15 protein-coding genes are annotated in these 22,693 nt (G+C 42.4%); all 15 read left to right on the top strand.

Annotated features, from left to right (window positions below; all coding sequences use genetic code 11):
• Positions 1-2 precede the first annotated feature (2 nt).
• The 15 genes from FSB76_RS04240 (at position 3) to FSB76_RS04170 (ending at position 22,692) form a co-directional block, all read left to right on the top strand.
• Positions 3-893, top strand: a complete 891-nt coding sequence (locus FSB76_RS04240) for an AraC family transcriptional regulator (protein WP_147052344.1) — start codon at positions 3-5, stop codon at positions 891-893.
• Positions 886-3,054, top strand: a complete 2,169-nt coding sequence (locus FSB76_RS04235; protein ID WP_147052343.1) for an alpha-galactosidase — start codon at positions 886-888, stop codon at positions 3,052-3,054. The genes FSB76_RS04240 and FSB76_RS04235 overlap by 8 nt, the downstream gene beginning before the upstream one ends.
• A 21-nt stretch (positions 3,055-3,075) precedes the next feature.
• Positions 3,076-3,876: a DUF4350 domain-containing protein gene (locus tag FSB76_RS04230; protein ID WP_147052342.1), complete on the top strand. Its 801-nt coding sequence runs from the start codon at positions 3,076-3,078 to the stop codon at positions 3,874-3,876.
• A gap of 382 nt (positions 3,877-4,258) precedes the next feature.
• A complete protein-coding gene (locus FSB76_RS04225) occupies positions 4,259-4,822 on the top strand; it encodes an RNA polymerase sigma factor (protein WP_147052341.1) in 564 nt (187 codons plus the stop codon).
• Between the two features lie 97 nt (positions 4,823-4,919).
• The gene (locus FSB76_RS04220; RefSeq protein WP_147052340.1) at positions 4,920-5,807 is read left to right on the top strand and encodes a FecR family protein; all 888 of its coding nucleotides are present in this window, start codon (positions 4,920-4,922) and stop codon (positions 5,805-5,807) included.
• 164 nt (positions 5,808-5,971) lie between these two features.
• Positions 5,972-9,337, top strand: coding sequence for a SusC/RagA family TonB-linked outer membrane protein (locus tag FSB76_RS04215; RefSeq protein ID WP_147052339.1), 3,366 nt, complete (start codon positions 5,972-5,974; stop codon positions 9,335-9,337).
• Between the two features lie 11 nt (positions 9,338-9,348).
• On the top strand, positions 9,349-11,058 hold the full coding sequence (locus tag FSB76_RS04210) for a RagB/SusD family nutrient uptake outer membrane protein (protein WP_147052338.1): 1,710 nt from the start codon (positions 9,349-9,351) through the stop codon (positions 11,056-11,058).
• Positions 11,059-11,115: 57 nt separating this feature from the next.
• Positions 11,116-12,672: a rhamnogalacturonidase gene (locus FSB76_RS04205; RefSeq protein ID WP_147052337.1), complete on the top strand. Its 1,557-nt coding sequence runs from the start codon at positions 11,116-11,118 to the stop codon at positions 12,670-12,672.
• A gap of 16 nt (positions 12,673-12,688) precedes the next feature.
• Positions 12,689-13,972, top strand: coding sequence for a PQQ-dependent sugar dehydrogenase (locus FSB76_RS04200; RefSeq protein WP_147052336.1), 1,284 nt, complete (start codon positions 12,689-12,691; stop codon positions 13,970-13,972).
• 8 nt (positions 13,973-13,980) lie between these two features.
• Positions 13,981-14,421, top strand: a complete 441-nt coding sequence (locus FSB76_RS04195) for a c-type cytochrome (protein ID WP_147052335.1) — start codon at positions 13,981-13,983, stop codon at positions 14,419-14,421.
• Positions 14,422-14,448: 27 nt separating this feature from the next.
• Complete coding sequence (locus FSB76_RS04190; protein ID WP_147052334.1) at positions 14,449-15,666, top strand: glycoside hydrolase family 88/105 protein; 1,218 nt, start codon at positions 14,449-14,451, stop codon at positions 15,664-15,666.
• A 2-nt stretch (positions 15,667-15,668) separates the two neighbouring features.
• The gene (locus FSB76_RS04185) at positions 15,669-17,270 is read left to right on the top strand and encodes a glycoside hydrolase family 28 protein (protein WP_147052333.1); all 1,602 of its coding nucleotides are present in this window, start codon (positions 15,669-15,671) and stop codon (positions 17,268-17,270) included.
• Between the two features lie 26 nt (positions 17,271-17,296).
• On the top strand, positions 17,297-19,351 hold the full coding sequence (locus FSB76_RS04180) for a glucosidase family protein (RefSeq protein WP_192910126.1): 2,055 nt from the start codon (positions 17,297-17,299) through the stop codon (positions 19,349-19,351).
• A gap of 28 nt (positions 19,352-19,379) precedes the next feature.
• Positions 19,380-20,225 carry an SMP-30/gluconolactonase/LRE family protein gene (locus tag FSB76_RS04175; protein WP_225976418.1) on the top strand — a complete coding sequence of 282 codons (846 nt, stop codon included), beginning with the start codon at positions 19,380-19,382 and terminating at the stop codon, positions 20,223-20,225.
• A 31-nt stretch (positions 20,226-20,256) separates the two neighbouring features.
• Entirely contained in the window at positions 20,257-22,692 is a 2,436-nt protein-coding gene (locus FSB76_RS04170; protein ID WP_225976417.1) for a glycoside hydrolase family 2 protein, read from the top strand.
• Position 22,693 lies beyond the last annotated feature (1 nt).

Here is a 22,693-nt window from a genome sequence, read left to right as displayed (position 1 = left end):
AAATGAGACCACAATTGCTAAAAGTATCATCCGGTCCTGCACGGTCCTTCAGTGTACGGCAGGATCTGGTTCCTTCTATTAATAATAAATGGCACTATCATCCCGAAGTAGAGTTGCTCCACTTTGAAAAAGGTAGCGGAACTCAATTTATAGGTGATAACATCCGGCCGTTTAACGCCGGCGATATTGTTTTGGTAGGGGCATACTTACCGCATTACTGGCGTTTTGATGATATCTATTTTTCGCTGGATAAAAATGCCGGGGTTGACATAAGGGTTGCCCATTTTTGCGAGAATTTTTGGGGGAATGATTTTTTACAGTTGCCAGAGAACAAGAGCATAAAAACCGTGCTGGAAAAAGCCCGGCGTGGCATTCAAATTACCGGTAAAGTAAAAAAACAAGTTGCCGAAATTATGCAGAGACTGCTGGCTGCCGAAGGCGCAAAACGAATATTGTTATTAATAGAGGTGTTAAATACAATTGCCGAAGGCGACCACACCAATTGTTTATCATCAATTGGCTTTAGCCCGAATGTTGAGGAATCACGCAACGATGGTATTAATATAATTTATGAGTACTCGCTGGCAAACTTCAAAAACAAAATACCAATTGATGAGCTGGCCGAACTGGCCGGCATTAGCCCCAACTCGTTTTGCAGGTATTTTAAAGCCCGTACACAAAAAACCTATTCTAAATTTTTACTGGAGATAAAAGTTGGCCATGCCTGTAAACTACTTATTGAAAACAGGCTGCCGTTAAAGCAGCTGTGTTACGAAAGCGGTTTCAACAACTTTGCAAACTTTCATAAATACTTTAAACAGATTACCGGCAAAAGCCCTTTGAACTATCAACGGGAGTTTATCCAGGTAAAATCAAAGGTTTCATATGAATAAATTGATACTTTTCATTTTCCTGGTCTTTTTCGACGGCTGTGCCGTTTTAAACGCCCAAACAAATAGGCAAATAATTATCGCGACAAAAAATGTAAATTTGGTGTTTGTTGTGGGTAGTAATATCAAGTTGTACCAGGCATACCTGGGCAAACGTTTTTTAAACCAGGCAGATAATCACTTACTTCCGAATAGTAAACATGAGGCCTATATTGCCGGGGGAATGGAAGACCAGCTGCAACCTGCCATCCGCTTAATTCACAGTGATGGTAATCCATCACTCGAACTAAAATATCTAAACAGTACCACAAAAAGTGTGGATGAAAATACCGTTGAAACCGAGATATTATTGCAGGATCCCAAATATCCGGTCAAGGTAGTACTGCATTACCAGGCGTTTAATAAAGAGGATATCATAATATCATGGGCCGAAATTAAAAATGATGAAAAAGGCGAAATAACCTTAGAAAATTATGCCTCGTCAATGCTTCATTTTGAGGCTAATGATTATTGGCTTACGCAGTTTCACGGCGATTGGGCTTCTGAAATGAAAATGCAGGAAAGTAAGCTTACAAGCGGCGTAAAAGAGATTGACAGTAAATTGGGCACCCGTGCCGATATGTACCAAACCCCGGCATTTTTCCTCGCACTTAATAAACCGGCAGATGAAACAAGCGGGGAGTTAATTGCAGGCACCTTGGCCTGGACAGGAAATTTTCAATTTCATTTTGAAATAGACGAACGTAACGCGTTACGGGTAATATCGGGCATTAATCCTTATGCATCTGCCTATAAGGTAAAAAAAGGCGAAACTTTTAAAACCCCCGCATTTGTCTTTACTTACTCAACTACAGGAAAGGGACAGGCGAGCAGGAATTTGCATCAGTGGGCGCGCAATTATGGTGTGCTGGATGGTAATAAACCGCGCCTCACCCTGTTAAACAACTGGGAGGCCACACATGTTAATTTTGACGAAAAAGAACTGGTGGGCTTATTTGACGATGCTACAAAACTGGGTGTTGATTTGTTTTTGCTTGACGATGGATGGTTCGGAAATAAATATCCCCGCGATAACGACAAAGCCGGATTAGGAGATTGGCAGGAGAACAGGGCAAAACTACCAAACGGGATAGGCTATTTGGTTAAACAAGCTGAAGCTAAAGGATTAAAATTTGGCATCTGGCTTGAACCGGAAATGGTAAATCCTAAAAGTGAATTATATGAGCAGCATCCGGATTGGATTTTAAAATTACCTAACCGGGATGAAAATTATCAGCGCAACCAGTTAGTATTGGATCTTACAAATCCTAAAGTAGCCGACTATGCATACCATACCGTGATTGATATGCTTACCAAAAATCCTGGCCTGGCTTATATTAAATGGGATTGCAACCGAAGTATGAGTAATGTATGGTCCCCGTATTTGAAGGATAGGCAGTCGGCTCTGTTTGTTGATTATACTTTAAGCCTTTATAAAATCTTAGATCGTATAAGGCAAAAATACCCGCATTTGCCAATTATGTTGTGTTCAGGAGGCGGGGGGCGTACCGATTATGGGGCTTTAAAATACTTCACCGAGTTTTGGCCCAGTGATGATACTGACCCTTTGGAGCGTGTGTATATACAATGGGGGTATAGTAATTTTTTCCCGGCCTTAACCATCTCAAGCCACGTTACATCCTGGGGAAAACAATCTATCAAATTCCGCACAGATGTTGCCATGATGGGTAAGCTGGGGTATGATATTAAAGTAAGCAAAATGACCGATGAGGAATTGCAGTTTAGCAAACAGGCTGTTAAAAACTATGGCCGGTTAAGCAATACAATCTGGTTTGGCAATCTGTACCGTATTATCTCTCCCTACGATGAAAACCGTATGGTGGCTATGTATGTAAATGCAGAAAAGTCAAAGGCGGTTTTGTTTAATTACAACCTTAACACAAGGTATAAGGAAGTATTTAACAGGGTGCGGTTACAGGGGTTAGACGATCAAAAACTATATAAGGTGGAAGAAACCAACCTTATGCCGGGTGCCACGTCAAACCTTGCTGAAAACGGCCGTGTTTTTAGCGGTGATTATTTGATGACTATGGGGCTTAATTTAACCCCGGGAAAATTAATACCGTTAACCAGTATGGTAATAGAGATAAATGCAGAGAATTGATAAAATTAATATAAACTACTGATGCAATTTAAACAATATGCAATAATAGCATTGCTTGCAGGATTAATTATACCTGCGGCGAAGGCTCAAACTAAAACGGTTACCCTTGATTGTTTCTTTAATAATGAATACCGTAAAAATGCATCCGGTACAACGGAGCGTTTCCATTATACCTGGGAGGATACCAAAAGTTCGGGATACTCAATATGGGGAGATATTTTTAAACAGAATGGCGCAAACCTGCAAAGCCTTACAACGGAACCCACTGCAGAAAGTTTAAAAGGCACTGATATTTATATTATTGTTGACCCCGATACCAGGAAGGAAACGGCTAATCCTAATTACATTGAATCGAGGCATATTAAAGCTATAACTGATTGGGTTAAAAAGGGCGGTGTATTGGTAATGCTTGCAAACGACAGCGCTAATGCCGAACTTCCTCATTTAAATAACCTGGCAGAAAAATTCGGGATCCATTTTAATGACGATTTATATAAGCACGTTATTGACAAACAATTTGAAATGGGAGCAATAACGGTTTCGCCGGGTAACCCCATATTTAAAACGGCCCGCAAGGTTTATTTAAAAGATATAGCAACCCTGAAACTATCATTAAATGCCCGGCCGGCGCTTACAGATAGCGGTAAAGTAATTGTGGCCATAGCACGGTATGGCAGGGGGATAGTGTTTGCAGTTGGCGACCCATGGATATATAATGAATACACCAACGGAAGGCTTACGCCTTCAATGGGTTTTGAAAACGATAAGGCCGCAGAGGATATAACCCAATGGCTTTTGTTGCAAATACCTAAAAAGCAATAACTCATTACATTAAAACTAAGTTTGTTTGCAGAAAAGTAAAACGCACTGAGTGAATGTTTTAAGTATTGTGTTTAATGCAAACTTGGAATTGTTTTTATTTGAATATTTTGTGCTGATTTAATTTTTATATACTTTTAGATGGCGGCCTGCCCATGCGTCGAAAAAAATATAAACCAGTTAAACTTATTTCAATAATTAACCTATTAAAGCCTGCAAACTAACTTTAGTGTAATCAACAGGGTAGCAATATAGATGAATAAATTGCTAAATTAATTGCATAAACAAGCAGTAATTATAATTTAATTGCAGTACCAATTATAAAAACCAATTAGTAATAGTACAAAGTTGGCAAAAGCAGAGTGTATTATTTGATACGTAAAAGATGCTGTCTGAAGTAGAATTAATAACATTAATTAAGCAGGGAGATATCCGGGCTTTCGACGAGTTTTATAAAAGAAGCTGGCGCGGCTTATACCAGGTTGCTTATCGCTCAACAGGTTCGTCTGATGACGCCAAGGACCTTGTGCAAACCGTTTTCATAAGTTTATGGAAATGCCGGTTTACCCTTTGCCCCGAACAATACAATTCATCGTATTTGTTAAGAGCCCTAAAGAATAATATTATTAATTTTTATAAAAAGGACGCGATCAGAAAAAGGGGAGTAGATGAATTAATGCAGCAAAGCACCAGCAACGAATTTACTAATGAAGATGATTTAATTGCCAAAGAACTCTCCAATACCATTGAAGGCCGTATTAAAGAACTTCCCGGCAAAATGCAGCAGGTGTTTGTATTATCCCGCCAACAAAACTTATCCATCAGCGAAATATCTGAAATGCTTGATATAGCCCCGCGTACAGTAAAAAATCAAATCTCAAACGCACTTAAAATATTACGTACAGGATTGGATGTGTTCCTGGTGATAACTTTTCTTTTTATAAAATAAATCTGGTACCAAAACCAGTTGCGCTTGTATTATAAGTGCCAATGCATAAACTGCCTTGTAGGCAGATATTTAAAAACCAAAATACAATTTTATAATAATGATAAAATGGCTGAAGCCTGGTCATAAGCCTATTGGCGGTGAAGCACATCTGCATGATGAGGCGGCTATGCGGGCGATAGAAAAGCAGATGTTAAATGCTATTCATAAAGAAATTTATGGCAAATGGTATTTTATAAAAACAACATCGGGCAAATACGCTGTTGCAGCATCATTTGTACTTTTATGCTGCTCAATTGCATTAGGCCTTAAACTCTCATTAAAAAGTAAAATCAATTTTGTTACGGTAGCTGCGGCAAACGGCCATATCAACATTGTTGACCTACCCGATGGGTCGAAGGTTTGGTTAAACTCGGGCTGTACCATTCGTTATCCCGACAGGTTTGATAAAACCCGGGAGATCCAGCTGATCAACGGCGAAGCTTTTTTCGACATAAAACATGATGAAAAGAGTCCTTTTATTGTTCATTATGGTAGTTTGCATGCACGTGTTTTAGGTACGGCATTTAATATAAAATACTTTAAAAAACTTAGTGATGTAAGGGTAACCGTAACAAGGGGACTTGTTGAGGTTGGGAAAAATCGCGAAAGTTTCGGCGTGCTCGCGCATGATAACGAAGTTTCTTATGATCAGCTAAGCAATCAGCACACCATTCGCAAGGTCGACTCGCGAAAAATTGCAGCCTGGATAACAAATGAAGTTAATTTATATGATGTTTCATTTGCCGAACTGATGCTCAGGCTCGAAAATATCTATAACGTTCACATCACCTACGATCATGCAAAATTGAACGCGTTGCCAACAACCATTCATTTTTCAAATAACGATAACCTGCAACAGGTACTCGAAATTATTAAAACAATACATCGTGTAAACTATACGATAAACGGAAAGGAGGTTTTATTAGAAAAAACACATAACAAATAATAAAAAAAAATGCCAATGTCTGTAAGCAAAACTTAGCAGACATTGGCACTGAGTTAATGTAAGTTATTGGCAGGTTCCAAGCTAAACCAATGATTTACATAGTTTTTTAAGACAAAAACTTTGTAAAGATGATAAAAAAATTGACTAAATTTTTTACTTTTTTCATGAAAGTATCAATAACTGTAGTAGTATGCTCGCTGGTGTGTTGCCAGCTACTGCTTGCTAAGACAGCAAAGAGCCAAATTTCGGCCACGCTTGTCAAAATTTCCTTTGGCAAGGAAAGCCTTCAGAGCTCTATCAATAAGCTCGAAAAACAAACGGGCATCAAATTCTCCTATAACCCCGAAGATTTAAAGGGTTATTCGGTTAAACCTAATAAATTTAAAGAGGAAAAGCTGAGCAGTATCCTTAATTATCTGTTCGCTAAAACACAGCTCACGTTTAAAGAAATTAGTGATGGTATTGTAATATACGACAAAACGGCAACGCTAAAAACGGGTTTGCTAACCGATAAATCCTCCGGGCCGGATATAAAAACAGAATCGGCCGATATTACAGTTACGGGTATTGTATCTGATATAAATGGCCCTTTGCCGGGTGTTTCTGTCGTTATTGATGGCGGCACAAAAGGTGTTATTACCAATACTAATGGTTCCTATTCACTTAAAGCTGCTCCTGATGCAGTGCTGATATTTTCTTCTATCGGTTATAAAACGCAAAAAATCAATATCAACAACCAAACGGTAATAAATGTAACCATGGTAAGCGATCTGAGGTCGTTAAGTGATGTTATAGTGGTTGGTTATGGTGTGCAAAAAAAATCGGATATAACGGGCGCAATAGTTTCTGTTAATGAGCAGGCGCTTCGTGATATCCCGGCTTCAAATATTGGCCAGGCATTACAAGGTCAGGCTGCCGGTGTTGATATTCAAAAAAGCGGTGGAAACAGCCATCCAGGGGCAACACCGTCTATTCTGATTAGGGGAAACAGATCAATAAACGCCTCAAACGCTCCGTTGATTGTAGTTGATGGCCTTCCTTTTAACGGAAGCCTTAACGATATTAATCCCGATGATATTGTTTCGCTGGAGGTGTTAAAGGATGCCTCTTCAACAGCTATTTATGGTTCAAGGGGTGCCAACGGTGTTTTATTAGTATCTACTCGCCGTGGCAAAAAAGGCGGTACAAACATTACCTATAGTGGCTATGCCGGTTTCAACAAACCTTTAGGCAATTATAATATCATGAATGGCCCGCAATTTGAAGATCTGAAAAAATGGGGGCTTATCAACGGAAATCCTGGCAAATATTCGGGTTTAGATGATCCTGCCTTTTTAACAGATGGCTCTTTTGCTCCCCAGGAGGTAGCTTCAATCAAAAGCGGGCGCAGTACCGATTGGCAAAAGCTCATCTATAAAACGGGTTTTGTGACCGACCATCAATTAGGTGTTTCGGGCGGTACCGATTTAACCCAGTACGCCATATCAGGCGGGTATTATAATGAAACCGGTATATACTTTGGCCAATCATTTGTGCGGTACTCTATCAAGTTAAGTATCGATCAGCAATTGGGCAAAAATGTTAAAATTGGCCTAAGCAGTTTAAACACTTTAAGTTATACCAATGGCGAAAATGCCAACCCACTTGGCCAGGCGTTAAGGGCAAGCCCGCTCTCTACCCCGTATGATGATGCTACCGGGCAATTAGTAGGTTTTACAGCAGGCAGTGCCAACCAGGTATGGAACCCTCTTGCCAATTTTGTGCCTGGTGCGGCGGTTGAAACCCGTAAGCGGTTCGGAACTTTTACCACCGCTTATGCAGAGGTTAACCTGGCTCCCGGCCTGAAATACAGGTTCAACGGCGGTGCCGAGATCAGGCCCGATATATATGGCAATTACTACGCCAGCGCAACCACCAATAACCTGGGCGGCGCATCAACAGCAAATAACCAAAGTACTTACAGTTATAACTATACGCTTGAAAACATTTTAACTTACGACAGAACAATTGCCCAAAAGCACCATATCAATTTTACCGGGCTTTACAGTTTACAGGAAAGCCAATCGCAGTCTAACTCATTCAGCTATAATAATATTCTGTCAGATGGGATTCAGTATTTTAACCCGCAGTACGGGGCCAATTTGAGCGGATCCGGCTCCTACTCAAAATGGGATATTATATCATACATGGCAAGGGTAAATTATGGCTTTGCCAATAAATACCTGCTTACATTAACCATGCGTTCAGATGGGTCATCGCGCCTGGCGCCAGGTAATAAATACCATGTCTTCCCTTCGGCTGCAGCTGCCTGGAACGTTACACAGGAACCTATGTTTAAAGATTCGCATGTGTTATCAAATCTTAAATTACGTGTAAGTTATGGCACCGTTGGTAATACGGCCATTAACCCATACCAAACATTGGGTGCTTTAACATCGGTTAACTATAACTTTGGTTCTACAAACCTCACCGGGGCTTATCCAACCAACGTTCCTAACCCTAATCTTACCTGGGAGTATACATCTACATTAAACGCTGGTGCCGATTTTGGTTTTCTTGATGGACGAATTACAGGTGCTGTTGAAGCCTACCATCAATATACCAGGTCGTTATTGCTTCCTTTATCTTTGCCGCCGACGTCTGGTATTCCCAATAGTATTTTAACCAATGTTGGCCAAACTCAAAACAAGGGTATCGAGATAAGTTTAGCCAGTGTTAATATACAGGGTAACGGCAGAAACAGCTTCAGCTGGACTACCAGTGCCAATATTACCTTCAACCGCGGAAAAGTAACCAAATTAGCAAGTGGTGTAACCCAGGATATTACCAATGGCCTTTTTGTTGGCCAGCCTATTAATGCCATATTTGATTATAAAAAAGTTGGAATCTGGCAAAATACTGCCGCCGATACCGCACAGGCAAAAAGCCTTGGGCTTACCACTACCGGTACCGGTTCTGTTATAGGTACCATCAGGGTAGAAGACGTAAACAAGGATGGAAAGATCAGTGCAAGCGACAGGATAGTACTTGGGTCAGATCAGCCTAAATATACCGGCGGATTTACCAACCGTATTGCTTACAAAGGTTTTGATTTTACTGTAGTTGGAGTTTACAGGGTAGGTGGTTTAATTACTTCCAAATTATTCCAGAGCGGCAGTTTTATCAATACCTTCCAGGGTAACTATAATAATATAAACGAAGACTACTGGACCCCAACCAATCATCAGAATTTTTACCCTAAACCAAATTCTGCATCAACCAATACACCTTATTCATCATTGCTGAGTTATTTTGACGGTACTTTCCTTAAAATAAGGAGCGCGACATTGGGCTATTATATGCCCGAGTCGATAACAAAACGTATCAAAGCAAGGTCATTACGGATATATGCAACAGCGCAAAACCCATTTATACTTTTTTCGCCGTACCGCAATACCTTTCATGGTCTTGACCCCGAAACAGCCGGAAGCTTAAACGTTGATACGCCGCCTACCAAGTCATTTACGTTCGGTATTAACATGACACTTTAAATTAAAATAAGATGAAAAGGATATCTATATATTTATACACCTGTTTATTTTTAGGTCTGATGCTTACCGCGTGTAAAAAAACACTGGTAGAAGCTCCTAAATCAACCTTGACCCCTGCTTTTTTTACAACAACGCAGGGTTTCCAGGCAGGTCTTACAGCAGCATATGCAGGGTTCAGGACTATTTGGGGACCAGATACCTATTTTGAAATGACGGTACCCGGTACCGACGAGTTTATTGCCGGTAACGATGGTAATAACGGCCTGGTTAAATACAACAGTAATTTTAATACTGCCGATGGTATAGTAGCCGGCATCTGGAAAAACTGTTACACTTATATCAACACCTGCAACGGACTGATTGATAATGCCCCGTCCGGGCTGGATGCTGCTACCAAAGCAAGCCTGATTGGCGAGGCTAAATTTCTGAGAGCCAACTATTACTTTATATTAGTTCAGTTTTGGGGCGATGTTACTTTAAACAAAAGCTTCCAGGCAACCCCAACAACTTCTGCCACCCGCGCGCCCATGGCCGATGTGTATACTTTTATAATTCAGGACCTTAAAGATGCCATTGCAGCTTTACCCACCGGGCCATTAACCAATGGTGTACAGCCGGGCAGGGCAACCAAAGCTGCTGCCGAACATATGCTCGCAAAAGTTTACCTAACCAGGGCAGGCTCATCGGCCAAACAAGCGGATGATTACAAAAACGCCTATACCAACGCTATTGATTTAATTACTAATGTTGCTCCCGGTGCCGGCTTAAAGCTACAACAGGATTTTGGAAAGGTTTTTGCCGAGGGCAATGAAACCAACAGTGAAATATTGTGGACAGTGCAGCATACAACTACATTGGCTTACAACGGTTCGGCTACGCAAAACAACAGCGGGCCTGATAACCTGCTTTGCCATTTGTTTGTGCCTAAATATGAAGTACAGCCGGGTATGCAGCGCAGTACCCTTTACGGTCGCCCTTATATACGTGTTGTGCCTACCCACTGGCTTACCGATACTGTGTTTAAAGAAAGGGTAAACGATCAGCGGTATAATAAAACGTTTCAAACCATGTGGTTGTGTAACAATGCCGCATCAATACCTAACTGGCCCAATCCTTTGCCGGCAGGTGCTCCGGCAGGCGCGCAGCCAGGTGCGCCTAAATATACTGTAGGCGATACCGCTATATGGATGCCAGGCTACGCCATGACCTCCAGCCAAATTGCTGGGTATCGTTACCAGGTAATTCCGCCAGGTAAATATAGTATTGCTCTATCGCCCGCCATGATTAAATATTTTGATACCAAGCGGCCCGACCAGAATTCACCATCCAGCAGGCCTATCATTATATACAGGCTGGCCGAAACCTATTTAATAGCCGCCGAAGCATTATATATGGATGGCCGTGCGACTGATGCAGTATCATATATCAACGCGGTGCGCGAAAGAGCTGCTTACCCTTCGGGCAATGTTGTAGCAATGGATATCACCGCTGATAAGCTTTCATTAGATTTTATTTTGGATGAACGCTCAAGAGAGCTATGCGGCGAACTGGTACGCTGGCTTGACCTGGTGCGCACAGGCAAGTTACTGGAAAGGGTGAAACTGCATAATACCGATGGTAAAAGCAATATCAAACCATTTCATGTGCTGCGCCCAATTCCGCAAACACAAATCGATGCCACTATTACCGGCACTCCTTACCCTCAAAACCCTGGTTGGTAAAACCAGGGTACTTTTAACATCTATTTATAACAAACAGAACGCGATAATTAAAACCATATGAAAAAGCATAACCCGGTTACTGGTATTCTTTTTACTTTACTTTTCTTTTTTTATGGCCTTACAGCTTATGCAGGTGCTTTCCCGGCGCCCGAAACATCTCCTTATAACGTAAAGCTTTACGGTGTAAAAGGTGATGGTAAAACAATTGATACCAAGGGTATTAATAAAGCAATAGAGGTTGCAGCTGCCGCCGGCGGCGGTACTGTTTACTTTCCGGCGGGGAATTATTTATGCGGATCTATCCATCTTCAAAACAATATCTCTTTATATATTGATCAGGGGGCCACTATTGTAGCGGCCCCCATTGCTGATGAATCCGGTTATGATTTACCCGAAGACAAGATCGACAACAAATACCAGGATTTTGGGCACAGGCATTGGCATAACAGTTTAATATGGGGCGAAAACCTGCATGATATTTCCATATTAGGTCCCGGTACCCTTTGGGGAAAAGACCTGGTACGGAGTAATAAAGGAGAGGATGACAAGCGCCCGAACAAAACCATCAGCCTTTATTTATGCCGTAATGTGATTATTAAAGACATATCCATATTGCATGGCGGCTGGTTTGGCATCCTGGCTACCGGGATAGATAACTTTACTATTGATAATGTGAAGATGGATACCAACCGCGACGGGATGGATATTGACTGCTGTCGTAATGTGCGTATTTCTAATTGCAGCGTTAACTCGCCCTATGATGATGGTATATGTTTGAAAAGCACTTTTGGGCTTGGCTTTGCCCGCGCTACAGAAAATGTTACCATCACCAACTGCCAGGTAAGCGGTTATGATGAAGGTTCGTTTTTAGACGGCACTTTTAAACGGAACGAAAAGAAATACTCCGACGGCAATCCTACAGGCCGTATAAAAATGGGCACCGAATCAAATGGCGGATTTAAGAATGTCACCATTTCAAATTGTGTATTTGATTATTGCCGTGGTTTGGCCCTTGAAACTGTTGATGGCGCGCTTTTAGAAGATGTTACCATTACCAACATTACCATGCGCGATATTGTAAACGCACCAATTTTTGTTCGTTTAGGAGCACGTATGCGCGGACCCGAAGGTACACCGGTTGGCGTGCTCAGGCGCGTTATCATCAGCAATGTGGTATGTTATAATGCCGATAATAAGCACGGCGCAATCATAAGCGGAATCCCTGGCCATGACATTGAAGATCTGTGGTTAAGTAACATCAGGATTTATTATAAAGGTGGCGGTACTAAAGAGCAATCAACACGTGAAGTGCCTGGTTTAGAAAAAGAATATCCCGAACCATACCGTTTTGGTACAATGCCGTCCTATGGTTTCTTTATCCGCAATGTTAAAGATCTTAAAATGAACGATGTGGAGGTAAGTTATATTGATGAGGACCTGCGCCCGGCATTTATACTTGACCATGTAACCGGTGCCGATTTTCAGCATATCAAAGCGCAGAAAGCGGCCAATGCACCGGCATTTGTTTTAAATGAAGTAAAGGATTTTAACATATATAACAGCTTTCCGGTAGCAAACACCAGGATGGCGGATGTGAATAAAAAGGAACTTTAATAAAATAAATAATTGCATGAAAAGTAAACTATCCAGGTCAATAATAATACTTACAGCGCTCGCTATAAGCGTAACACTTTATTCCCTAAAACCGGCAGCCCATGTAGTGCCAGATGCCGATAATGCCGGTTTAAAATTGCCCGCCGGATTTGGCGCCTTAAAAGTTGCCGAAACCGGTGCCAAGGCAAGGCATTTGGTGGTTACACCACAGGGCGATATTTATGTAAAGCTTGCAAAGGTTAATAAAGAAGGTAAAGGTATTTTAGTATTTCATGAAGCTGCAAATGGCAAGGCCGAACTCAAATCGGGCTTTGGCACTTACGGTGGTACCGAGGTTTATTTAAAAAACGGTTACCTGTATGCTTCATCCAATACCGAGGTATTCAGGTATAAGGTGAATGATAAAAATGAAGTTATTAACCCGGATCAGCCCGAAAAAATAGTTACCGGTTTAAAGGCGGGCCGCCAGCATGAAACCAAATCGTTTGCATTGGATAACGATGGCAATATTTATGTAAACATAGGCGCCTGGTTTAATTCGTGCCAGGAAAAAGACCGCGGGCTACATTCTCCGGGGATACCAGGCTGCCCTATTCTTGATTCGATGGGTGGGGTGTGGCAGTTTAAAGTCGATAAATTAAACCAAACCTATGGCGATGGTGTGCGGTATGCAACCGGGTTAAGAAATATGGTAGGTATGGACTGGAACCAGCAGGACAACCAGCTTTTTGTAATGCAGCATGGCAGGGATAACCTCAACAGCTCATGGCCCGAACTTTATACCACCAAGCAATCTGCCGAGTTACCAGCCGAATGCTTATATGCCCTTAAAAAGGGCGATAATGCCGGCTGGCCGTTTATGTATTATGACCAGATTCAGCATAAGAAGATACAAGCCCCTGAGTATGGCGGCGATGGAAAAAAAGAAGCCGATGCTAAATTTATCGATCCGGCAGCTGCTTATCCAGGCCATATGGCGCCCAATGGTTTGCTGTTTTATACCGGCAATCAGTTCCCTGAGAAATATAAAAACGGGGCCTTTATAGCATTTCATGGTTCATGGAACAGGGCTCCCGAACCGCAGGCCGGATACTTTGTAGTTTTTCAGCCATTTAAAAATGGAAAGCCCGATGGTGATTGGGAAATATTTGCAGATGGTTTTTCGGGCTCGCCCGAAAAAACTGCGGCTGGCCGGGCCGATCATCGTCCCTGCGGGCTTGCCCAGGGTGCCGATGGTTCTTTGTATGTTACTGATGATTCAAAAGGTACCATATACCGCATTATGTACACTAAAAAGTAATTGCTGCAATGAGAAAATATTTAATCATTATTTTCATTCTTAGCTGCTCCCAGTTAATAGCCCAGGTTAAAACTCCGGCAAAAGCCAGGACTAAACCCCGGCAACGCCTGGCAAAGCCGGCGGTTGATGGTAAAGCTGTATACACAAAATATTGCTTAACCTGCCATCAGGCCGATGGGGGAGGCGTGCCTAATATGAATCCCCCGTTAATAAAAACATCTTATGTGCTGGGTGATAAAAATCGCCTCATTAAAGTTGTGCTTAACGGGTTTTCGGAAAATGTTGATATCGATGGCGAATCCTACTCTAACGTGATGCCGGCCCATGATTTTTTGAAAGACCAGGAAATCGCGGCGGTGTTAACCTACATAAGGAAAAATTTTACCAATAAAGCCGGCGCTATAACTGCAGTGCAGGTAAAAACGGTGAGAGCTACTAACAAAAAATAAATAATTTTTTAAAACAGATACCTGATTATGAAATCATTTTTATACCTGTTATTACTGGTTTGCCCGGCGATAGCTTTTGGGCAGGAAACCAATACCGAGACAATTGTTCGCAAGGTTGCTGATAATATAATTCAAAACACTTCATTTAAATTTATCAATTCGGCTACCAAAGAAAAATATGATTCCACCAAAGGTTTGGCATCATCGGCTGATATTAAAGCTGATAGCAAATACAATAAGTGGGCTTATGTAAACGGTGTTTTGGCCATTGGCATGGTGCAAACCGCCGATGTGCTTAAGGATAAAAAGTACTCGGACTATTCCCAGCACAATTTTGCATTCATTTTTGATAACCTTAATTATTTTGAAACGCTTCAAAAAGCTAAAACCCCCAGGGTAGAATATGGCTCTGTATTCAACATCACTAACCTTGATGCTTGCGGAGCAATGTCTGCCGGGTTGTTTGACGTAAATACGCTTGCACAAAGAAAAGATTACCAGGCCTATTTAGAAAGATCCGCAGCTTATATTTTAACTAAACAGATGCGCCTGGCAGACGGAACACTTGCCCGCCCGCAACCTCGTTTTGGTACCCTTTGGGCCGATGATATGTTTATGAGCATCCCGTTTTTAGCGCGTATGGGCAAACTTACAGGCGACAACAAATACTTTGATGACGCTATAAAACAGGTAGAAAATTTTAACAAATATTTGTATGATCCTGCTACCGGCCTTTTCTTTCATAATTATTATTCTGACGATCAAACCAATGGTGTAGGTCATTGGGGGCGCAGCAATGGCTGGATAGCCATGGCACAGGTTGAGCTGTTAAATAATTTGCCGGCAAACCATCCCAAACGTCCCGAACTGATCAAATTGCTGTTGAGGCAAATTGTGGGTTACTCGCGCTACCAGGACCAAACCGGTTTATGGCACCAGTTATTGGATAAACCCGATTCGTACCTGGAAACATCAGTTACAGCTATGTACACTTATGCCGTAGCACGTGCAGTAAACCAGGGCTGGATAAATGAAAAATATATAGCTATAGCCCAGGAAGGCTGGAAAGGCCTGGCTACCAAAATTACTGCAAACGGCGAACTGCAGGATGTTTGCATTGGTACCAACATGGATACCGATATTAAATTTTACTACACCAGGCCAACCGAGCTAAACGATACACATGGTTTAGGAGCCTTATTACTGGCCGGGACAGAAGTGCTTAAAGCAGAAAGGAAAAAATAACCATGTACAAGCTAACCAGGCTATTGCTGGGTATTATCCTTACAGCGGTATGCAATTTAAGTTTGTTTGCTGCCAATGTGGATATCACGGCTTACGGTGCAGTAGGTAATGGCACCACTTTAAACACCGATGCTATTCAAAAAGCAATTGACGCTTGTTATAAGAGCGGTGGTGGTAAAGTTGTTATCCCTTCGGGAGTGTTTTTAACAGGTACAATCGCACTGAATGATAATATTACCCTGCAGCTAAACAAAGGTGCTGTTTTATTAGGTAGCACCGATGTTAACGATTATAAAAATCTTGATCCGTTTGTGGATGGGCTTGGCATAAGTGTAGGTTGGGCGCTGGTTGTAGCCGTTGATAAAAAAAATATAGGCATAGCGGGCGAGGGTACCATTGATGGCCAGGGATCAAAACTCAAAGCGCAGCAAATATTAACCGATACACGCGCCGAGTCGCAGCGCTGGGGCAGGCGGCCGTTTTTATTGCGTATTGTACGCTGCCAAAATGTTGCTTTAAATGGTGTTATCCTAAATTATGCCGCAGCCTGGACATCGCATTACTTTCAATGCAAACAGGTAAGTATTAAAAATGTAAAAATTGTAAGCAGGGGTGTGGCGCACAATGATGGTATGGATATAGATGGCTGCCAGGATGTTACTATTAAAGATTGTGATGTGGAAAGCGGCGATGACGCTTTGTGTTTTAAAACAACCTCAAGTAAAATGGCCTGTAAAGATATTGTTGTTTCGGGCCTGCGGTTAAAAAGCGGCCAGGGAGCTATCAAGATCGGAACTGAATCCATGGCGGCATTTGAGAACATCAACATATCACAATGTTATATTTACGATACAACCAATGGCGGTATCAAGCTGCTTTCGGTTGATGGTGCAAATATCAGGAACATTCAAATCAGCGATATTACTATGGTTGAGGTAAAAACGCCTATACTCATTCGTTTAGGTGCCAGGTTAAGTGTATTCCGTAAAGATCAGGATAGCCAGCAACCTATAGGGACGCTTGAAAACGTAACCATCAAAAATGTAAAAGCAAAAGCGGCAGATAACGCGCAGCTGATGCCGCCATCGGGTATCCTTATAACGGGTATCCCCGGGCATAACATTAAAAACCTGGCATTAGAAAACATAGAGATAAACCTTGCAGGCGGCGGAAACAATGAAAATGCCAGGCAGGTTGTACCCGAGGCCATTGATAAATATCCGGAAGTAAAAACATTTGGTCCGTTGGTACCGGCCTATGGTGTTTGGGCTAGGCATGTGGATGGATTAAAGGTTAGCAATGTAAAATTTACCTTAAGCCATAATGATCTTCGGCCAGCCATTATTTGTGAAGACGGGAAAAATATAGAACTCAATTCCTGCATCATTCCAGAAACTACTAGTGCCCAGGCGGTAATAAGATTAGAGAATGTTGCCGGGGCCCGCATAAATAATACTACGGTAGCCGGATCTGCGGATGCGTTTGTGCGTGTTGAAGGCAATGCAAGCCGTGATGTACATATCCTGGAAAATAAAATCCCCGGCATACAAAAAAAGGTTGAGCTATCTGCCGATCTGAAAGCCGGAACAGCTGTTTTGGATTAGAATAATAAATTGATGATCAATATAAAATGAAGGCAACTATTTGCAAAATATTTTTAGGCTTGGTTTTTCTGCTGCCCTGCAGGCTTTATGCCCAGCAGAGTGCATTACCAAAACAAACCGACCGCTGGGCCATCCAACCAGATGGAAGTATCAAATGGACCATTAATGGCAGGCTGCCGCATACAGATCATATCGAAATGTCGGGAGAGAAAGTCTCTGTTTGGGTTCAGTATGGGTTAGATAGCGCCGGCAGATCATCTGTTTTGCGAACAGTAGTGTTCCCAACATTCAGGATGCTGCCCGATGCCACCCGGAGCCATATTGATTATACCTTTCAGGATAGCGGGCTGCCCCGGTTTTACATTAATAACCGGCAGTTAAAAACCGACCTGGCCAGCGGGAAAAAATCGGGCGATCTTTCGTACAACATCAAAAGCATCAGCCACAAGGGCATTATGCGGATTGAGGCGACAACAAGTAACTCGGCGCTGGTAAAAATTGAGCGGAGTATTTTCCCATCGGTTGATAAGCCTATGGCTATTGAAAAGTTTGTGTTCACTAATATTACCGATAAGCCACAAAACATTTCTATGGAGTACGTGAGGCATGAGGTGAGGACTGATAGCCTTAAAAGTAAAGTAAGGCCCCATTTCATCATCATGGGATCTGCCAATAGTGGCAGCCGTGTAGTGCAACCCGGTGAGCATACAACTTTCGCGGTTTACTATTTGGCAACAGATTTTCCCGGCCGGCCCATTGCCGTTAATGCAGATGCGGAAGAAAAAGCCCGTGAAAATCGTGTAAATACCATTTTATCGCCGCTGCAATTAAAAACACCCGATACCTTGTTGAATACCGCGTTCTCATTTGCCAAAATCAGGGGAACAGAGAGTATTTACAAAACCAAAGCAGGCTACCTGCATGGGCCGGGCGGGCTGGCATACTATGCCGCCATTTGGGCAAATGACCAGGCCGAGTATATTAGTCCTTTCTTCGCGTTTTCCGGAGATAGCATCGGCAACCTGTCGGCCATGACCTGTTACCGTTTATTCGCCAGGTATATGAACCCGGAGTACAAAGCTATACCCAGCTCTATAGTTGCCGAAGGTGATGCCGTATGGAAAGGCGCGGGTGACCGTGGCGACCAGGCCATGATTGCCTATGGCGCTTCGCGGTATGCATTAACCTATGGCCGTCCAGACTCCGCAAAAGTATTGTGGCCGCTCATTACCTGGTGCCTGGAATATAGCCACCGGAAGCTAAACGACCAGGGTGTGGTTACCTCAGATCATGATGAGCTGGAAGGTCGCTTTCCATCAGGTAAAGCCAATCTGTCAACCAACTGTCTTTATTATGACGCCTTGATATCGGCGGCTTACCTTGGCAAACAATTGCATCAGCCAAAAACACAAACAGACGAGTATTTAAAACAAGCCGCAACGCTTAAAAGTAATATCGAAAAATACTTCGGGACAACCATAGAAGGCTTTAAAACCTATAAATACTACGAAACCAATGATGTACTGCGTGCCTGGATCTGCCTGCCCCTTACCATGGGTATTTTAGACAGGAACGAAGGAACCATCAATGCCCTGTTTTCGCCTCGCTTGTGGACGGCTGACGGATTAGCTACCGAGGCAGGCAAAGAAACTTTTTGGGACCGCTCAACTCTGTATGCGCTTCGTGGCGTACTGCAGGCCGGTAAAACAGAAAAAGCAATGGACTACCTGCGCTATTATTCGCGCAGGCGACTATTGGGAGAACATGTGCCTTACCCGGTTGAAGCCTATCCCGAGGGTAACCAAAGGCATCTATCTGCCGAGAGCGGACTTTACTGCCGAATATTCACCGAAGGGTTGTTTGGTATGCGGCCAACAGGCTTTAACAGCTTTAATTGCACGCCACGACTACCTGATGGCTGGAATGAAATGGCACTAAATAATATCCATTCATTTGGGCACGTGTTCAACCTTAAAATATCGAGGCTGAATAAGGAGAAGGTAAATATTACCATAACCGAGGGTAGCAAAACAATCAAATACAAAGTAAATGACGGGGGTACACAAGCGGTCACTTTGTAAGTAGCAACAACCAATAAATAATATAACGATGAAAAGCAAACTTTTTAAATACATCCTGCCTGTTTTAATGATAGTTACTGTTTATGACAGTAATGCCCAAACACATCAACTGGAAAAGCTTTGGGAAACGGATACGGTTATAAGGGTTCCCGAATCAGTTTTGCCGGATTTTAAAAAAGGTATATTATATGTATCAGAGATTGATGGAAACCCTAATGCTGTTGATGGTAAAGGTGGTGTAGCCAAAATTACAGTTGATGGAAAAATTATTAACCTTGATTTTACAACCGGTTTAAATGCACCTAAAGGGCTGGGTCGGTTTGGTAGTGAGTTATACGTAGCAGATCTGTCGGAGGTGGTAGTTATTGATATCAATACGGGTAAGGTTAAAAGCAAGATTGCTATTGATAGTGCCAAAGCCTTAAATGACATTACTGTTAATGATAAAGGCATTGTTTATGTATCGGATAGTAAAACAAAAAAAATACACCGTATTGAAAATGGCCGTTCAATCACGTTTTTAACAAACGTAAGCGGCGTAAACGGGCTCAAAGCCATCGGTACCGATCTTTACATACTGGGTGGACAAAAATTTATGAAAGCAGATAGCCAGGGTAATTTAACACAAATAACCATGCTAAGCTGCGGAGGTGATGGCCTTGAACCTGTTGGTAACGGCGATTTCCTGGTCACCTGCTGGTCGGGACATATATTTTATGTAACTACCGATGGAAAAATAGAAACCCTGCTTGATACACAGGAGCAAAAGATAAATACTGCCGACCTGGCCTATGATACCGTGAAACACATTTTGTATGTGCCCACCTTTTGGGCTAAAAAGGTAATGGCCTTTAAACTAATAACCGCGCCCTAATATGCAGATAAAGTATTTAAGGTTGTATTTAATGATCATATGCCTTTATGGCGGCAGGCCTGCATTTGCCCAGCAAAAGGCTCGGTTAAATACAGGTTGGGAGTTCTTAAAAAAGGATTTGGGCGGCATATGGGAAGCCGTGCGTGCCGAAGAAAAAGGAGTTCCGCCGGGTATACCACGTTGGGAGCAGGTAACACTTCCGCATTGCTTTAATGCACGTGATGCCGTTGATCCCGATATGAACTACTATCAGGGAGCAGGGTGGTACCGCACCCGTTTAAATATTGAAAATCCGTATAAGGATGGCCACACATTACTGCATTTTGAGGGAGCCGGGCAAAAAACAGATGTATATGTATATACCACCAGGGTTGCATCGCACGTTGGCGGTTATGATGAATGGATAGTAGATATAACCCAGGCCGTTAACGATTTTAGAAAAACAGAGGCCTTTCAACAACAATTTAAAGGAAATATACCGATATCGATAAGGTGTGATAATTCGCGCGATTTGGAGAGTATACCCTCGCGCTTATCTGATTTTAATGTGTACGGCGGAATATACCGTTATCTAAACCTGATATATACACCAACTACATCGTTCGATAAAGTTTTTGTTAAAACGGAGGTAGACAAGGAAGGCAAACAAGGTAAATTAAATATAAGTGTCCGCTTTAACGATGCCGCAAAAGTTAATTCTGATGAAGGGGTTATAAAGATCATTGATCCACAGGGTAAAGTTATACAACAATCAAAGTATAATTTACACACAGTTGCTGGAGATATTCCTCTTGGCCTGTTTACTGTAAAAAAACCGCAATTATGGTCGCCGGATAACCCTGCGTTATATACCGTTGAGGTTACTGCAAGTGAAAGTGGCGGTGCATTTAAACAAACCGAGAAGATAGGGTTCCGGAATTTTGAATTTGTCGACCATGGCCCATTTATGCTTAACGGAAAGCGCTTATTGTTAAAAGGTACCCATAGGCATGAAGACCAGGCAGGAGTGGCAGCCGCTATGACAGAAGGTATGATAAGGCAGGAAATGCTGCTGATGAAAGATATGGGTGTTAATTTTATCCGTTTGGGCCATTACCAGCAATCCCGTATAGTACTTAACTTATGCGACAGCCTGGGGATTTTGGTTTGGGAAGAAGAACCCTGGTGCCGTGGTGGTTTAGGAGGCGAGGTTTATAAAAAACAGGCCAGGCAAATGCTTACCAACATGATTGAACAGCATTATAATCATCCGTCTATTATTTTATGGGGGCTGGGAAACGAAAACGACTGGGAGGGAGATTTTTCAACGTTTGATAAAGAAAAGATCAGGGCATTTATGAGCGAGCAGAACGACCGCGCTCATCGTCTTGACTCCACACGTAAAACCACTATTCGACGTTGCGATTTTTGTAAGGATATTGTTGATGTGTACTCACCATCAATATGGGCAGGATGGTATCGCGGCACTTATAACGAGTATAAGCAAACCACCCTGGAAGAATTTAACAAGGTAAAGCATTTTTTTCATGCCGAATGGGGGGGAGACAGCCACGCGTTGCGCCATTCTGAAGATCCTGATAAAGCTTTTGTGAATATTAAAACAGGCAATGGTGCAGATGAACGTGCGGGCGACGCGCTGCTTTCTGGTGGAGATGCGCGTGTTTCGAAGGATGGTGATTGGAGCGAGACATATATATGTAACCTGTTCGACTGGCATTTAAAAGAACAGGAAATGATGCCATGGTTAACGGGATCGGCCTTCTGGATATTTAAAGATTTCTCTACGCCTTCAAGACCAGACAACCCAATACCTTACGTGAACCAAAAAGGTGTTCTTGAACGCGACATGACCAGGAAAGAGTCGTACTACGTCTTCCAGTCATACTGGACAACTACACCTATGGCGCATATATATGGACACACCTGGCCTGTAAGATGGGGAGAACCGGGAGAGCAAAAGATAGTAAAGGTTTATTCAAATTGTGAAACGGTCGAGCTTTTTTTGAATGGTAAAAGCTGCGGCGTAAAAAAGCGTAACAGCCAGGATTTTCCTGCCGCCGGCTTGCATTGGGTAGTTACCTTTAATAAAGGCCCCAATAGCATACGTGTAGTTGCGCAAAAAGGAAAAGCCATTATAACCGACGAAATTAACCAGGTTTATCAAACTGATAAATGGGATAGGCCGGCCAAAATGATACTTGAGAAAATAGCAGATGAAAACGGTTTTGCCACGGTGCAGGTCAAAATATTTGATAAAAATAATGTTCAATGCCTTGATGCTGCAAACTGGATCAGTTTCTCGTTAAGCGGCGATGGCGTATTGCAGGATGACCTGGGCACATCCGGCGGGTCAAGAAAAGTGCAGGCTTATAACGGGCGGGCTACTATAAAAGTGCAAACCAATAATGGCAAAAGTGTGGTAGGTGTGCAATCGCCCGGATTACAAACGGTATTCTTAAACCTTTAAA

It is taken from the genome of Mucilaginibacter ginsenosidivorax (assembly GCF_007971525.1).
GTDB lineage: Bacteria > Bacteroidota > Bacteroidia > Sphingobacteriales > Sphingobacteriaceae > Mucilaginibacter > Mucilaginibacter ginsenosidivorax.
The sequence above is the reverse complement of the archived record's forward strand: the minus strand, read 5'-3'. Positions and strand labels throughout refer to the sequence as shown.

What these genes read in the sequence shown, in the direction of transcription:
- FSB76_RS04240 (WP_147052344.1), top strand. Translation starts at nt 3, where the DNA reads ATGAGACCACAATTGCTAAAAGTATCATCCGGTCCTGCACGGTCCTTC.
- FSB76_RS04235 (WP_147052343.1), top strand. Translation starts at nt 886, where the DNA reads ATGAATAAATTGATACTTTTCATTTTCCTGGTCTTTTTCGACGGCTGT.
- FSB76_RS04230 (WP_147052342.1), top strand. Translation starts at nt 3,076, where the DNA reads ATGCAATTTAAACAATATGCAATAATAGCATTGCTTGCAGGATTAATT.
- FSB76_RS04225 (WP_147052341.1), top strand. Translation starts at nt 4,259, where the DNA reads ATGCTGTCTGAAGTAGAATTAATAACATTAATTAAGCAGGGAGATATC.
- FSB76_RS04220 (WP_147052340.1), top strand. Translation starts at nt 4,920, where the DNA reads ATGATAAAATGGCTGAAGCCTGGTCATAAGCCTATTGGCGGTGAAGCA.
- FSB76_RS04215 (WP_147052339.1), top strand. Translation starts at nt 5,972, where the DNA reads ATGAAAGTATCAATAACTGTAGTAGTATGCTCGCTGGTGTGTTGCCAG.
- FSB76_RS04210 (WP_147052338.1), top strand. Translation starts at nt 9,349, where the DNA reads ATGAAAAGGATATCTATATATTTATACACCTGTTTATTTTTAGGTCTG.
- FSB76_RS04205 (WP_147052337.1), top strand. Translation starts at nt 11,116, where the DNA reads ATGAAAAAGCATAACCCGGTTACTGGTATTCTTTTTACTTTACTTTTC.
- FSB76_RS04200 (WP_147052336.1), top strand. Translation starts at nt 12,689, where the DNA reads ATGAAAAGTAAACTATCCAGGTCAATAATAATACTTACAGCGCTCGCT.
- FSB76_RS04195 (WP_147052335.1), top strand. Translation starts at nt 13,981, where the DNA reads ATGAGAAAATATTTAATCATTATTTTCATTCTTAGCTGCTCCCAGTTA.
- FSB76_RS04190 (WP_147052334.1), top strand. Translation starts at nt 14,449, where the DNA reads ATGAAATCATTTTTATACCTGTTATTACTGGTTTGCCCGGCGATAGCT.
- FSB76_RS04185 (WP_147052333.1), top strand. Translation starts at nt 15,669, where the DNA reads ATGTACAAGCTAACCAGGCTATTGCTGGGTATTATCCTTACAGCGGTA.
- FSB76_RS04180 (WP_192910126.1), top strand. Translation starts at nt 17,297, where the DNA reads ATGAAGGCAACTATTTGCAAAATATTTTTAGGCTTGGTTTTTCTGCTG.
- FSB76_RS04175 (WP_225976418.1), top strand. Translation starts at nt 19,380, where the DNA reads ATGAAAAGCAAACTTTTTAAATACATCCTGCCTGTTTTAATGATAGTT.
- FSB76_RS04170 (WP_225976417.1), top strand. Translation starts at nt 20,257, where the DNA reads ATGATCATATGCCTTTATGGCGGCAGGCCTGCATTTGCCCAGCAAAAG.